Genomic DNA, 14,593 nt, shown 5'->3' on the forward strand with positions numbered 1-14,593 from the left:
ATTCGTTCCACCGCAGGGGTGACGCCATGTTGACCGCCAAGCAGCACGAACTCCTCACCTTCATCAACGCGCGCCTGGCCGAAGGTGGAGTAAGCCCGAGCTTCGACGAGATGCGCGAGGCGCTCGAGCTCAAGTCCAAGTCGGGGGTGCACCGGCTGATTTCGGCGCTCGAGGAGCGCGGGTTCATCCGCCGGCTGCCCAACCGGGCGCGGGCGCTCGAGGTGCTGCGCGTGCCGGAGGTCAGCACTCCGAGCGCTCCGGCGCCGCAGCCGCGCGCGATTCCGGTCGCGGCCAACGACAGCATCGACATTCCGCTGCATGGGCGGATCGCGGCGGGCACGCCGATCGAGGCGCTGCAGGGCAGCGAGAGCTTCTCGGTGCCGGCCGCATTGCTCGGGCCGGGCGAGCATTATGCGCTCGAGGTGTCGGGCGATTCGATGGTCGAGGAAGGCATTCTCGATGGCGACTTCGCGCTGATCCGCAAGGTCGATACGGCGCGCGAGGGCGAGATCGTCGTGGCGCTGATCGACGAGCAGGAAGCGACGCTGAAGACCTTCCGCCGCGAGGGGCAGATGATCCGCCTCGACCCCGCCAACCGCCAGTATGAGCCGCAGCGTTATCGTCCCGATCAGGTGCGCATCCAGGGCCGGCTGGCCGGCCTGATCCGGCGCTACTAGGCGTGGCGGGCGCCAGGATCGACTATGTCGAATTGCCGAGCGCGACGGCGCACGAGCTGACCCGGGCGTTCTACGGCAAGGCATTCGGCTGGGAATTCATCGATTACGGGCCGGATTATTCGGCGACCGGCAATGGAGTCACCGATGTCGGGCTGAGCGGCGACCCGGCCGAGGCGTTGTCGGCACCGCTGCCGGTCATCCGGGTCGACGATCTCGAAGCGGCGTTCGCGGCGGTGACCGGTGCCGGCGGGACGATCGCGCGGCCGATCTTCGCTTTCCCCGGCGGGCGGCGCTTTCACTTCATCGATCCGGGCGGCAACGAGCTCGCCGTGTGGGCCACCTCCGCGGACTGAGCGCGCGGCGGCGGCGGGCGCGGCGCCCACGGGTGGCCGGCGGTCTCCTCGGCGACGCTGGCGATCGACGGATGCTCGCCGAGATGGATGGCGACCCCGCCGGTCCGGGCGAGCGCCTGGCGGTCGAGCTTGAGCCAGCGCGGGACGCAGCCGCGCGGCAGCCAGCGATCGGAGACGACGATGTCGACGCTTGCGCAGACCCGGGTCAGCTCGTCCCAGCGCATGCGGTGCGCGGTGCGGGTGACGAGGAACGTCCAGCGCCGGCCGTCGCGCTCAATCGCGCCGACGCAGGAATCGCGGCTGCACTGGGCGCGGCGGCCGCTGGCGAGGCCGAGCGCGTCACCGTCGAAGCCCGCCGCCTCGCTGAAGATCGAACGGGTGAAGTCGCCGCTTTTCTCGCGCAGCAGAAAAGGCACGCCGTCCTCGACCAGCGCGAGGTGGCGCCCGTCACCGCTGACCAGCAGGTCGGGGGTAGGAGCGGCCGCGGCCCAGATGGCGCCGAGGCCGAACGGCAGCAGGCCAAGCACGCGCACTCGGCCGTGCCACAGGCATAGCCAGAGCCCGCCGGCGACCAACAGAGCGAAGGCGGCCTGCGGCATCGCCGGCAGGGTGGCGACCGCGCCGTCGAGCGCGGCGACGAAATGGGCCAGGCCGAGCAGCCGGTCGATCGCCCAGCCGGCCACCGCCCACGCCGGTGCTCCGAGGCCAAGCGAGTCGAGCAGGAGGGCCAGCGCCTCCGCCGGCATGATGACGAAGGTCGTCCACGGGATCGCGACCATGTTGGCGGCAACCCCGTAGAGGCCCGCCTTGTGGAAATGGTAGAGCGCAAGCGGGATCAACGCGAGCTCGACCACCAGGCCAGTGAGCAGCAGCGAGATGATCGTGCGCGCGAGCCGCAGCGGCCACGGATCGTCGCGCGCGCTTAGCAGCCGGCGGGCGACTGGCAGGCTGTGAAAGGCGACGATCGCGGTGACCGCGGCGAAGCTGAACTGGAAGCTGGCGCCGGCCACCGCCTCGGGCCGCCATAGCATGACCAGCAAGGCGCCAACCGCGATGAGGCGCAGGCTGATGGCGTCGCGGCCGAGCGCAATCCCGCCGAGCACCAGCAAAGCGGCGATGCAGCTCCTCACCGTCGGCACCTGCATCCCGGTCAGCCAGGTGTAGCCGATCCCGGCCAGCGCGCCGACCGCGGCGGCGACCAACACGAGGTTGAGGCGCAGCGCCAGCGGCTGGCTGAGCGCGAGCAGGCGCAGGGTGAGCAGCATCGCCGCCCCGACCACCGCGGCGATGTGCAGCCCGCTGACCGACAGGAGGTGGGTGAGTCCGGAGCGGCGCATCGCCTCGGCGTCAGCCTCGCTCACCGCATTCTGGTCGCCGGTGGCGAGTGCGGTGGCGATGGTCCCGCTCGCGCCCGGCAATTGGCTGCGGATATGGGCGTCGAGGCGGCGGCGGACCTCGGCCATGCCGCTGCCACTGGCCGGCGTGACGACCCGCACCGGCCCGAGCGCGCGCCCGACCGCGCCGGTGCCCCGAAACCAGGCGTCGCGGGCGAAGTCGTGGCCCCCGGGAAGCGCCATCGGCGGCGGCGGAGTGAGACGTGCTCGGGCGGCAATCGTCGCTCCGGGGCCGAGGCGCTCGGGCGCATCCTCGGCATCGAGCGACAGGCGGATCAGCGGCGGCAGGGTGTCGCGGTCGGGGCGCACGGTGAGCCGGATGTCGCCCTTGGCGGCGAGCGTCTCGGCCTTGGTCACGGTACCGGTCAGCTCGGTGATCATGGTCCGCTCGAGCCGCGGCGCGGCGACCCGCTCCGAGCGCGTCCACACCAAGGCGCAGCCGAGCGCCAGCCCGATCCCGAGCCACAGCAGGGCGCGAGCCCCGCGCGATCTCGGGAGGGCCAGGCCGGTTGCCGCCAGGCCTGCGGCAAGACACAGCAGCCCGATCCATCCGCCAGGACCGGGCAGGGCGAACCAGCCGGCAATGCCCGCGCCGACCGCGGCAACGAACCACAAGGGCAGCTGGCCGCGCTCGGCCTCGAGGAAGCGCTCAAAGCGCGCGGCGGCAGTGAGGAGCGGGGCGAGCGAAATGCGTCGCGGCGCCGGTTCCAGCGGCGCGACCTCTATGTTAGGGGCGCTCACCTCGTTCATCCGGCCGGGGCAGACAAGGGGAAATCAGGCTTGGGCGCAAGTGCCAAAATCGACGGCGTCGTCACCCGTTTCGCGCCGTCGCCGACCGGCTATCTGCACATCGGCGGAGCGCGCACGGCGCTGTTCAACTACCTGTTTGCGCGCCACCACGGCGGCAAATATCTGCTGCGCATCGAGGATACCGATAAGGCACGCTCGACCCAGCCGGCGATCGACGCGATCCTCGACGGCCTCTCCTGGCTCGGCATCGAAGGCGACGGCGAGCCGCACTTCCAGTCGCAATATGAGGCGCGCCATGCCGAGGTCGCGCACCAGCTCATCGAGGCCGGCGCGGCCTATCGCTGCTACCTCACCCCCGAGGAGCTGGCCGAGCGCCGCGCCGCGGCCCAGGCCGAGCGCCGCCCGTTCCGGATCGACAGCGAATGGCGCGACCGCGCCGACGGTCCGGCCGACCAGCCGTCCGTCGTCCGCATCAAGGCGCCGCGCGCGGGCGAGACGGTGATCGACGACCTCGTCCAGGGCCGCGTCACGGTCGCCAATGCCGAGATCGACGACTTCGTCCTGCTGCGCTCGGACGGCACGCCGACCTACATGCTGGCGGTGGTGGTCGACGATCACGACATGGGCGTCACCCACATCATCCGCGGCGACGACCATCTCAACAACGCCTTCCGCCAGCTGGCGATCATCCGCGCCATGGGCTGGCCCGAGCCGGCCTACGCCCATGTGCCGCTGATCCACGGTCACGACGGCGCCAAGCTCTCCAAGCGCCACGGCGCGCTCGGGGTCGACGCCTATCGCGACGAGCTCGGCATCCTGCCCGAGGCGCTCGGCAATTATCTCCTCCGGCTCGGCTGGGGGCATGGCGACGACGAGATCATCAGCCGCGAACAGGCGGTCGAATGGTTCGACATCGGCCATGTCGGCAAGTCGCCGTCGCGCTTCGACGTGAAGAAGCTCGAACATCTCAACGGGCACTACATCCGCGAGGCCGACGACGGCCGCCTGGTCGACCTCGTCGTACCCCGGCTCGGCCTCGACTTCGACCAGCGCGCCTTGCTCCTGCGCGCGATGCCGGAGCTCAAGGCCCGGGCGCATAACCTCAATGAGCTAGCCGACGGCGCCGCCTTCCTGTTCGCCGAGCGACCGCTGGCGATCGAACCGAAGGCCGCCGAGCTGCTGACCGGCGAAGCGCGCGCGCACCTCAAGGTGGCGCATGACGAGCTGTCCGCGCTCGGTGAATGGACTCTGGATTCGACCGATGCTGCAGTGCGAAAGGTTGCCGAGGCGCAAGGACTTAAGCTAGGCAAGCTCGCCCAGCCGCTGCGCGCGGCGCTGACGGGCAAGACGACCTCGCCGGGGATTTTCGACGTGCTCGCCCTGCTGGGCCGCGACGAGAGCCTCGGGCGCATCGCCGACCAGTTCGTGGAGCCAAGTGAATGACCGACCAGACCGTGAAGCTGACCACCGAAGGCGGCGACTTTTCCTATCCCGTGTTGCCCGGCTCGGTCGGCCCCGAAGTGGTCGATATCCGCAAGCTCTATGCGCAGACCGGCAAGTTCACCTACGATCCCGGCTTCACCTCGACCGCCTCATGCCAAAGCGCGATCACCTATATCGACGGCGATCAGGGCATCCTGCTCCACCGCGGCTATCCGATCGACCAGCTGGCCGAGAAATCGACCTTCATGGAAGTGGCCTATCTGCTGCTCCACGGCGATTTGCCCAAGCAGGCCGAGCTCGACCAGTTCAGTTACACCATCACCCGCCACACCATGCTCCACGAGCAATTGTCGACTTTTTATCGGGGCTTCCGGCGCGATGCGCACCCGATGGCGATCATGTGCGGCGTGGTCGGCGCGCTCAGCGCTTTCTATCACGATTCGACCGACATCACCGATCCGACCCAGCGGCTGATCGCCTCGCACCGGCTGATCGCCAAGATGCCGACGATCGCGGCGATGGCGTTCAAATACAGCATCGGCCAGCCGTTCATCTATCCCAAGAACGACCTCAGCTACACCGGCAACTTCCTCCGCATGACGTTCGGCGTCCCGGCCGAAAATTACGAGGTCAACCCGGTGATCGAGCGGGCGATGCGGCGGATTTTCATCCTCCACGCCGATCACGAGCAGAACGCCTCGACCTCGACCGTCCGCCTTGCCGGATCGTCGGGCGCCAACCCGTTCGCCTGTATTGCCGCGGGGATCGCCTGCCTGTGGGGCCCGGCGCACGGCGGCGCCAACGAGGCGGCGCTCAACATGCTGCGCGAGATCGGCGACGTGAAGCGCATTCCCGACTACATCGCCCGCGCCAAGGACAAGGACGATCCGTTCCGGCTGATGGGCTTCGGCCACCGCGTCTACAAGAATTACGACCCGCGCGCGAAGGTCATGCAGGCAACCGCCGAGGAGGTCTTGAAGGAGCTCAACATCTCCGACCCGGTGCTCGACGTCGCGCGCGAGCTCGAGCGGATCGCGCTCAGCGACGAATATTTCATCGAGAAGAAGCTCTACCCCAACGTTGATTTCTATTCCGGCGTGATCCTCAACGCGATCGGCTTCCCGACCGAGATGTTCACCGCGCTGTTCGCCCTCGCCCGCACGGTCGGCTGGGTTGCGCAGTGGAACGAGATGATCTCCGACCCCGAGCAGAAGATCGGCCGCCCGCGCCAGCTCTACGTCGGCGCCACCCAGCGCGACTATGTCCCGCTCGGCGAGCGCTAGGCGAGCGGCACGCTCAAAGTAAAGCGCGCGCCCTCGCCGAGGGTGCTGACGAGCGTGATGTCGCCGCCCATCGAGCGCGCGAGGCGGCGGGCGATGGCCAGGCCGAGGCCGGCACCGCCGCCCTGTTCGGCCTGCTCGAACCGCTCGAAGATCCGTTCCTGGTCGACCGGTGCGATGCCCGGCCCCTCGTCGCTGACCGTTGCCGAGGCGAAATCGGTCCCGGCGGCGAGCCCGATGGTGACGGTGCTTCCCGCCGGCGAATGGCGCACCGCATTGCCGAGCAGATTGACCAGGATTTGGATCACCGCGCGGCGGTCGCCGGCAGCGTCGAGCCGCCCTGCGCCGGAGCGGGCGAGCATGATGCCTTTGTCCTCGGCCTGAGCCTCGACCAGCCCGATCGCCTCGTCGGCCAGCGCGGCAAGATCGATCGTCGCGCCGGCCTGCGGCGGCTGGTCGACCATCGAGCGGATCACCGATAGCAAATGGCGTGCGGCGGCAGCGATGTCGCCGGCATAAGCGGCATAGTCGCTGCGCAGCGGGCCTTCCATGCGCCCGGCGATGTCGTCGGCGGCGCGGATGATGCGGTCGATCGGCGAGCGCAGGGCATGGTCGAGCGCGGGATCGATGCCGAGCGCGGCGTTGCCGCTTTCATTGGCAGCGGCCGGCACCGGTTTCGCTTCGGGCGCGGCGCGGCCACGGTAGCCGGCGAAGCTGCCGTCGGCGCCGGTGATCGGCTCGCCGTCGAGCGTGAGCTTGGTGCCCGAGGCGGAGCGGGCCGTCGCCAACTGGCCGGAGAAGGCCGTACGCGCGGCCATTGCGGTGAGCAGCGGCATCTCGCCGTCCTCGCCCTCGACCAGCCGCAGGAGCCGGGTCAGCGGCTGGCCGGCGACATCGCCCGCTCCGACCCCGAGCAGGTCGGCGAGGTCGCTCGACATTTCGGTCACTCGGAGATCGGCATCGGTCGCCCATTCGCCGCGCGGGGTGGGCAGCAATTCCTCGCCGCGCACCGCCTGCTCGAGCCGAGCGCCCTGCGGCGGCCGGCGGCGCCAACTTTCGATGGTCAGCAGCACATCGTCGCCATCGGGCTCGCCGCGCACCCACAATTCGACGTCATAGTCGCGCCCGGCGACGACCGCCGGGCGGGCGACCGCGATGCCGAGCTTGCGCACCAGCCGGGCGACCGCGGCGAGCTGGGGCAGCATCAGCCGCTGGCCGACCTCGGCGCCGGCCTCCTGCTGGAGCCGGCCGAGCATCTGGTCGGCCTCGACCAGCCGGCCGGTCGGATCGACCCGGCCGCACACCAAATTGCCCTCGCCCGCCGCGCTAGCCATGGGCGTAGCCGAGCAGGGTTCGGGCGATTCGGAAGTCGCGCGGCAGGCGCCAATGGGCGAGCTGGGCGGCGACCTCCTCGTCCTCCAGCCCGTCGAAGCGCGCCATCTCGTCCTCGACCGAAGCGGTGCCGATGGTCGAGCCGAAGTCGGCAATCAGCCGCGCCGCAGCCTTGCGGCTGAGCCCGGCCATTCGGGCGAGCAGGGCCAACCCGCCCTCCCCGGCGTCGAGCAGATGGTCCCACGCGGCTTGCGGTGTGATTCCGGAGCGGCGGGCGATGAGGTGGGCGGCGAGCGCGGCTTCCCCCTCGCCCGATGAATCCTCGATCAGCCGTTCGGAATCGCGGTCCGAGCGGACCAAAGCGTCGGCCAGGGAGGCCACCGCCTGGTCGAGCGAGTCCGCCGGGCAGGCCGCGGTCGCTATGTTGGCTGCGGCGGCGGCGAAGCGCGCTTCGGCCACGCCGGACGGGCTGAGCGCGGCAGCGACCGCATGGACCAATGGCGCAACATCGGCCGGATCGAGATCGCTGAGCTCGATTCGCGGCTGGCCGAAGCCGTCGCGGCGGCGTCCGCGTGCGACGACCAGCGCCATTGCCGCGGCCGCCACCGCCGGGTCGGAATCGCCGACCAGACGTGACAGCATCGGCAGCGCGCGCGGCCCGCCGGGACCGGCGAAGGCGACGGCGATGCGGTGCTCGTCGGCGCGGCGCAGCATCAGCGACACCAGCCCGGGCCGGTCGAGCTGACCGGACGAGGTCAGAGCGGCAGTGACCGGCGCGAGATCGGGCATGGCGAAGCCGGAATTGGCCGCGGCGGCGATCTCGGCCGCCAGCCCGGCGACGAAATCGCCGAGCATGGCGAGCATCAGCGCGCGTTCCTGCTCGGTCAGGCGGTCGACCGGATCGAGGAAGAAATCGCGCCGAACGGTGGCCAAGCGGCTGGGACCACGCGGGCGCGCGGGATCGACCGGGCGGTCTGCTGCCCCTGCAGCGATCGGCCATTCCACCGGCATCATATCCGTTATGGTTAGAGGATTGGGGTTAACGCGCCGTCAATCGCGAACGATGCGGTGGCGCAGATGCTGGGCGGCGAACAGGCTCGCCGCGGCGTAGACCATCAGCGCGACGACCAGCGCCGTCCACCAGCCGCCGATCACGAACGGGATCGCGCCGATCACCGCGTTGCGGCGCGAGAACAACCAGATCCGGCCGGGCAGCTCGCTCCCCTCGGCCTCGAACCGCGCCGCCTGGGCGAAAGCGAGCGTGGCGACGGCCGCAAGCGTCGCGCCCCATCCGCCGCCATGGTTGCCGATCCGCCAGCCGAGCAGCAGCAGCGCGACTCCGCTCAGCGGCCACAACAGGCGGCGGGTCCACGCCAAGGGCGACAACGGCTTGAGGCGGAGCGCCGCCAGGCGAGCGGCGATGAGATCGAGCGGGGTGGCCAGCAGCAGCAGCACATAGGATTGCCACAGCCAGCCGCGCGAGAAGCCGATCGCCGCGGCGGCGGTGAGCACGATCGCACCGACCATCAGCCAGTTAGGCCGAACCCTGGTGTCCATCAGCTGCTCGGTGGCGAATTCCTCGATCGCGGGGAGCGCATAGCGGCTCGCCCAATCGTGGCGCGCGCCGCAGGTCGAAATCAGCAGATGGCGCTCGAAGCCGGCGAGGTCTTCGGGCCGATCAGCGAGCAGTCCGCCGCCGCCGCCCTCCCCCGCCGCGATGCGCCGCGCGCCATCCTGGACGATCCGTCGAAGCAGGGTCGACTGCAGGTCCCAGTCGCCGAGCATGGCGACGGTCGAGCCGAGCGTCGGCGCGTCGACCAGCGCGATTCCGGCCCAGCGATTGGCCGCGTCGACCCGCTCGAAGCGCGCGTGCGCGTCGTCGTCGGGGACCAGCACGACGGTCGGCTCGGCGAACGAAGCGAGGTTGGTGAGGGTGGTGAAATCGGGCGCCAGGCCGTCGGCGATCATCAGGATCGGCATGCCGGCCTCGAACCGGCTGGCCGCCTCCTGGCTGTCGCTGACCGCGATCACTGGAAGACCCTCCTGGCGGAGCCTTTCGAACGCCTCGTTGAGCGCCGCCGGGAGCCGCTCGACCACCACCACCACCGGCGCCGCCCCAACCGCCGCGGCGCAGCGCACCTGATATTCGACCAATGTCCGGCCGGCGAGCGGGTAGAGCGCGCGAAGGCCGCCCGCTTCGTCCTCCTGATACGCGCCGATCAGCGCCCCGAGCGCCATCTTTCCCTCCCTGCGGCCCGCCGCACGCCCCGCCTCTATGCCACTCCGGGCGCGGCTTTCCACCCCGCCGCCGCAATCGCGCTTCCGCACGCGCCGAAACGTGGTAAATTGCCCGTCATGACCCTGCCCGAGCCAGCTTCGCCCGCCTACCAACCGCCTCCCGAAAGCGATTTTCGCGGGGCGATGCCCGAGGCGGAGAGCGGCGGCGAATGGTTCGAGGTGGCCGAGCCCGAGCCTACTTCGGGCGCCGGCGGGCGCGCCGTGCTCGGCTGGGCGCTGGCGATCCTCGCCACGGCCTGGCTGGCGTTCAGCGCCTGGTCGGCCGGCCTCGCGCTCGGCGGGCGCGACCTGTCCCTTCCCGCGCTGGCGCAATGGACCGCGATCGCCACCGGACCGCTGGCGCTGCTCGGCCTGTTGTGGCTGATGTTCGGCCGCACCCGCCGCCGCGAGACCGAGGCGTTCACCCGCTCGGTCGCGGCGATGCGCGGCGAGGCGCGCGCGCTCGACGGGTTGCTCGCGGTGGTGCGCCAACGGATCGACGACAATCATCTCGCGCTGCGCTCGATGGCTGACCAGCTGATGATGCTCGGCGACGAGACCGCGGGCCGGCTCGGAGCGGCTTCGGCCGAGCTCGACGCCGGCGCCCGGCGCCTCGTCGGGCACGGCGAGACATTCGACCGCGCCGCCAACAATGCGCGCGTCGACCTCGGCGTGCTGCTCGACGACCTGCCGCGCGCCGAAGCGACGGCTCGGGCGATGGCGGAACGACTGCAGGCCGCCGGCCGGACGGCGCGCGAACAGGCGACCGCGCTCGAAAACCAGGTCGGCGCGCTGGGCGAAGCGGCCGGCGAGACCGAGCGGCGGGTCGACACCGCCAGCAGCCTGCTTTCCGCCCGCTTGGCCGAGCTCGATGCGGGCGCGCGCGCGACTGCCGAGCGGCTGAGCGCAGTCGCCAACGACTCGGGCGCCTCGCTGGATTCGCTGCTCGGCCGAACCGCCGAGGTGCTCAACGAGGTCCGCGGCGGGATCGCGCTGCAGTCACAGGCCGTTACCGCTTTGGTCGACGAGGCCAAGGCCGGCTTCACCCATGCGGGAATCGAATCCGCCGGGGCACTGCGCGACCGGCTCGGCGAGGCGCGCTCGTCGCTCGACCACATGGCCGAGCAGATCGCGCGCCAGGACGACAGCTCGCGCCACCTCATCGCGTCGATCGCCGGCGGCCTCGCCGCGCTCGACGAACAGTTCCGCGCCTTCGCCGCCGAAGGCGACACGCGCAGCGAGACGATCGGCGGTAACCTCGCCCGGCTGCGCGGCGAAATGGAAGCGATCAACCTCCATTCCGACGGCAGTGCCGCCGGCCTTGGCGAACTCGCCGAGCGCACCGCCCTACTCGGCGACAAGCTCGACCGCCTCGCCGGCGCGCTGCGCGACGATATCGCACTGGCGCTGGCCGAGGCCGAGGGCCGCGCCGGCGGCCTGGCCGAGGCCGCTTTATCGGTCCGCGAACCGCTCACCGCGGCGCGCGACCTCGCCGGCGAAACGCTCGACCGGATCGCGTCCGGAGCAAGCGGGGTCGAGACCCAGCACGACCGGCTCGCGGCGCTGCTCGCGGCGGTCGACACCGGGGTCGGCGGCGCCGAGCGGCGGCTGGCTGAACTGTCCGGCGCGATCGCGTCGGCCGAGGACGAGGCGCGGCGCCTGTCGGGCGAAACCGGTCCGGCGCTGGTTGCGGCGCTGGTCCAGGTCAAGGAAGCCGCCGCCCATGCCGCCGAGCGCGCCCGCGAGGCGATCTCGGCAGTCGTCCCCGAAGCTGCCGGCCAATTGTCCGCGGCGGCGCGCGAGGCGCTCGAGCGCGCGGTGCAGGAAAGCGTGGCGCAGCAGCTCGGCGAGCTCGAGGCGACCGCGGTGCGCGCGGTCGAGGCGGCGAGCGGCGCGTCCGAGCGGCTGGTCCAGCAGATGCTGTCGATCGGCCAGAGCGCGGCGGCGCTGGAGGCGCATCTGGAGCGGAACGAGGGCGAGCGCCGCGAGCGCGACAGCGAGGCGTTCGCCAAGCGCGTGTCGCTACTGATCGATTCGATGCATTCGGCGGCGATCGACGTCGGCAAAATCCTCAGCGACGACGTCGACGACAAGTCATGGGCGTCGTACCTCAAGGGCGACCGCGGCGTGTTCACTCGCCGCGCCGCCCGGCTGATCGGCTCGAGCGAGGCGCGTGCGCTCCAGACCCACTATGACAGCGACCGCGAATTCCAGGATTCGGTCAATCGCTACGTCCACGACTTCGAAGCAATGCTGCGCCGCGTCACCGCCGAGCGCGACGGCGGCCCGCTGGCAGTCACCTTGATGTCGAGCGACATGGGCAAGCTGTACGCCGCCCTCGCCCCGGTCGCCGGGGGACGGCGCTAACGATCGGGTTTAATGATAGAAGTCGAGGTCCTCGACCGTGATCCAGCCGTAGAGCCAGTTAAGGTAGTAGAGCGCGAACAGCGCCGCTGCGACCAGCGCCGAGCGCAGCAGGTGGCGCTTGAGGTCGAAGCGGTGCGGGGCGCTGTCGGCCTGGCCGGCGACCTTGGGCGTCCCCGCTTCCTCGTCGGTGCGCACTCCAAACGGCAGCAGCAGGAATGCGCAGCCGATGAAGAACAGGAAATAGATCGCCAGCGCCGAGCCGGGCTGCATCAGTCGACCCGGACGATCGACACGTCGACCAGCGGCTTCTTGCCGGTCCACAAAGTCGCGCAGCGGCGCACCGCGAGGCGCACCGGTTCCAGCTGCCGCTCCGGTTCGCGCCCGCCGTCGCCATAGGCCTTGCGCGCGGCGTCGGACGCGTCGGTCAGGAAATCGTCCAGATCGGCCTCGACCGGAATCCCGAATGGGCGCACCAGCGGATCACCCGCCAGCGCGCCGTCGCCAGCCACCGCCAAAGTCACCGCGACCAGCCCACCGAAGCCTATCCGCCGCCGCTGGCCGATGGTCGCGCCGTCAGCCGCTAGGATCACGTCGCCGTCGAGCACCAGCCGCCCGGTGCGCACTTCGGTGAGCTTCTTCGGCCCATCGGGCGCGAGCCGGATGACGTCGCCATTGTTCTGGACCACCGCGCTCGGGACCCCGGTGGCGAGCGCCAGCCGCGCCTGCTCGCGCAGGTGCCGCGCCTCGCCGTGGACCGGAACGATGATCTCCGGCCGGATCCAGCGATACATCCGCTCGAGCTCGGGCCGGCCGGGGTGGCCGGAGACGTGGATCGGGAACTGGCGCGAGGTGACGATGACGACGCCGAGATCGCTCAGCGCGTTCATGATGTGGCCGATGGCGATCTCGTTGCCGGGGATGATCTTGGACGAGAACAAGACGCTGTCGCCCTCGGTCAGCTTGAGCTCGTGCTGTCCGGCGGCGATCCGCGCCAGCGCCGCGCGCGGCTCGCCCTGGCCGCCGGTGGCGATGATCAGCACCTCGCTTTTCGGCAGCAGCATCGCCTCGTCGAACGCCAGCGGCTCGGGGAAATCCTTGAGATAGCCGGTCGCCCGCGCCACGCGCAGGATCCGGTCGAGGCTTCGGCCCGCGACCACCACCCGCCGCCCGGTCTCTTGCGCCACCCGGCCGATGGTTTGGAGCCGCGCGGCGTTGGAGGCGAAGGTGGTGACCAGCACGCGACCGCGCGCCGCTTCGACCGCAGCGCGCAGCCCGTCATGGACTGACGCTTCGGAGCCCGACGCCTCGGGGTCGAACACGTTGGTCGAATCGCACACCAAGGCGGTGATCCCGCGGTCGCCGATCGCGGTCAGCTGCTCGGGCGTCGAGGGCTGGCCGAGCACCGGGGTCTCGTCGACCTTCCAGTCGCCGGTGTGGAATATCTTGCCCGCGGCAGTCTCGATCAAGACGCCATTGCCCTCGGGAATAGAGTGGGCGAGCGCGACGAACGTCACCTTGAACGGATCGAGGTCGATCGCACCGCCGCGCTCGATGACGTGGAGCTTGACCTGGCCGGTCAGCCCCTCCTCCTCGAGCTTGCCGGCGATCAGACCGGCGGTGAACGGCGTGGCGTAGAGCGGCACCTTGAGCTCGGCGGCGAGATAGGGGATCGCGCCGATATGGTCCTCGTGGCCGTGAGTGAGGACGATCCCGATCAGCTGGCCCCGCTGCTGCTCGATGAACTCGAGGTCCGGCAGGATGAGGTCGACGCCGGGATAATCGGTATCGGCGAAGGTCAGGCCGAGGTCGACCATCAGCCATTTGCCGGCGGTGCCGTAGAGATTGACGTTCATGCCGATCTCGCCCGAGCCGCCAAGGCTGACGAACAGCAATTCATTATCCTTGGGGGTCATCGCGCGTCGGCTCCCTTGGCGAGCAGCGCCAGCCCGTGAATGGTCAGGTCGGGCTCGACCACGTCGAACACGTTCGTATGCTTGTCGAACAAAAGGGCCAGCCCGCCGGTGCCGATCACGCTGACCGGCCCGTCGAGCTCGGCCTTGATCCGCTCGAGCAGGCCTTCGATCATCGCCACATAGCCCCAGAACACGCCGATCCGCATCTGCGCCTCGGTGTTGCGGCCGATCACCGAGCGGTCGCTGGGCGCCTCGATCGCGATCCGGGGCAGCTTCGCCGCGGCCTGGACGAGCGCGTCCAGCGAAAGATTGATGCCCGGCGCGATGATTCCGCCGCGATAGGCGCCCTTGCGGTCGACCAGATCGAATGTGGTGGCGGTGCCGAAGTCGATCACCACCAGATTGTCGGCGTCGAACCGGTCGCGCGCGGCGATGGCGTTGAGCACCCGGTCGGCGCCGACGCTGCCGGGCTCGTCGACGTCGAGCGCGATCGGCCACGCCGCCACGCCCTGGCCGGCGATAAGCGGCGTGCAGTGGAAATATTTGACGCTGAGCACCTCAAGATTGTGCAGCGCGCGCGGGACGACGGTGCCGATGATGACCGAGGTCACCGCGCCGCGCTCGAGACCTTCGAGCTCGAGCAATTGATGGAGCCACACTGCATATTGATCTGCGGTGCGGCGCGGGTCGGTCGCGATCCGCCAGCGCGCGCGGATCGTCCCCGCCCCCTCGCCCGCGCCGGTATCGACGAGGGCGAAGACGATGTTGGTGTTCCCGGCGTCGATCGCGAGCAGCATGACGAGCCGC

Annotated in this window: 12 protein-coding genes; 5 read left to right on the forward strand and 7 right to left on the reverse strand. The window is 70.4% G+C overall.

Annotated features, from left to right (window positions below; translation table 11 throughout):
• Nucleotides 1-26 precede the first annotated feature (26 nt).
• The gene (lexA, locus tag D0Z60_RS05935) at nt 27-677 is read left to right on the forward strand and encodes a transcriptional repressor LexA (RefSeq protein ID WP_118857391.1); all 651 of its coding nucleotides are present in this window, start codon (nt 27-29) and stop codon (nt 675-677) included.
• Nucleotides 678-679: 2 nt separating this feature from the next.
• A complete protein-coding gene (locus D0Z60_RS05940; protein WP_118857392.1) occupies nt 680-1,030 on the forward strand; it encodes a VOC family protein in 351 nt (116 codons plus the stop codon).
• Here the strand turns inward: D0Z60_RS05940 and D0Z60_RS05945 are convergent.
• The gene (locus D0Z60_RS05945) at nt 973-3,174 is read right to left on the reverse strand and encodes a ComEC/Rec2 family competence protein (RefSeq protein ID WP_118857393.1); all 2,202 of its coding nucleotides are present in this window, start codon (nt 3,172-3,174) and stop codon (nt 973-975) included. The two genes, D0Z60_RS05940 and D0Z60_RS05945, sit on opposite strands and share 58 nt — an antisense overlap.
• Nucleotides 3,175-3,204: 30 nt before the next feature.
• Between D0Z60_RS05945 and gltX the strand changes: the two genes are divergently transcribed.
• On the forward strand, nt 3,205-4,617 hold the full coding sequence (gene gltX / locus D0Z60_RS05950; RefSeq protein ID WP_118857394.1) for a glutamate--tRNA ligase: 1,413 nt from the start codon (nt 3,205-3,207) through the stop codon (nt 4,615-4,617).
• Nucleotides 4,614-5,900, forward strand: a complete 1,287-nt coding sequence (locus D0Z60_RS05955) for a citrate synthase (protein ID WP_118857395.1) — start codon at nt 4,614-4,616, stop codon at nt 5,898-5,900. Before gltX ends, D0Z60_RS05955 begins: the two co-directional genes overlap by 4 nt.
• Here D0Z60_RS05955 and D0Z60_RS05960 read toward each other — a convergent pair.
• The 3 genes from D0Z60_RS05960 to D0Z60_RS05975 form a co-directional block, all read right to left on the reverse strand.
• Entirely contained in the window at nt 5,897-7,231 is a 1,335-nt protein-coding gene (locus D0Z60_RS05960) for a PAS domain-containing sensor histidine kinase (protein ID WP_162888104.1), read from the reverse strand. The genes D0Z60_RS05955 and D0Z60_RS05960 overlap by 4 nt on opposite strands.
• Nucleotides 7,224-8,162: a DUF2336 domain-containing protein gene (locus D0Z60_RS05970; protein ID WP_162888105.1), complete on the reverse strand. Its 939-nt coding sequence runs from the start codon at nt 8,160-8,162 to the stop codon at nt 7,224-7,226. Before D0Z60_RS05970 ends, D0Z60_RS05960 begins: the two co-directional genes overlap by 8 nt.
• A gap of 117 nt (nt 8,163-8,279) precedes the next feature.
• Nucleotides 8,280-9,467: a hypothetical protein gene (locus tag D0Z60_RS05975; RefSeq protein WP_118857399.1), complete on the reverse strand. Its 1,188-nt coding sequence runs from the start codon at nt 9,465-9,467 to the stop codon at nt 8,280-8,282.
• 117 nt (nt 9,468-9,584) lie between these two features.
• On the opposite strand from D0Z60_RS05975, the gene D0Z60_RS05980 reads away from it, so the two are divergent.
• The gene (locus D0Z60_RS05980; protein WP_162888106.1) at nt 9,585-11,873 is read left to right on the forward strand and encodes a coiled-coil domain-containing protein; all 2,289 of its coding nucleotides are present in this window, start codon (nt 9,585-9,587) and stop codon (nt 11,871-11,873) included.
• Nucleotides 11,874-11,882: 9 nt separating this feature from the next.
• Here D0Z60_RS05980 and D0Z60_RS05985 read toward each other — a convergent pair whose 3' ends face one another.
• Genes D0Z60_RS05985 through D0Z60_RS05995 form a run of 3 tightly spaced genes read right to left on the reverse strand, consistent with a single transcriptional unit; the run spans nt 11,883 to nt 14,583 of the window.
• On the reverse strand, nt 11,883-12,143 hold the full coding sequence (locus tag D0Z60_RS05985) for a DUF1467 family protein (RefSeq protein WP_118857401.1): 261 nt from the start codon (nt 12,141-12,143) through the stop codon (nt 11,883-11,885).
• A complete protein-coding gene (locus D0Z60_RS05990) occupies nt 12,143-13,786 on the reverse strand; it encodes a ribonuclease J (protein WP_118857402.1) in 1,644 nt (547 codons plus the stop codon). Before D0Z60_RS05990 ends, D0Z60_RS05985 begins: the two co-directional genes overlap by 1 nt.
• Nucleotides 13,783-14,583, reverse strand: coding sequence for a type III pantothenate kinase (locus tag D0Z60_RS05995; protein WP_118857403.1), 801 nt, complete (start codon nt 14,581-14,583; stop codon nt 13,783-13,785). The genes D0Z60_RS05990 and D0Z60_RS05995 overlap by 4 nt, the downstream gene beginning before the upstream one ends.
• Nucleotides 14,584-14,593: the final 10 nt, after the last annotated feature.

The organism is Sphingomonas mesophila, from assembly GCF_003499275.1.
Classification (GTDB): Bacteria; Pseudomonadota; Alphaproteobacteria; order Sphingomonadales; family Sphingomonadaceae; genus Sphingomicrobium; species Sphingomicrobium mesophilum.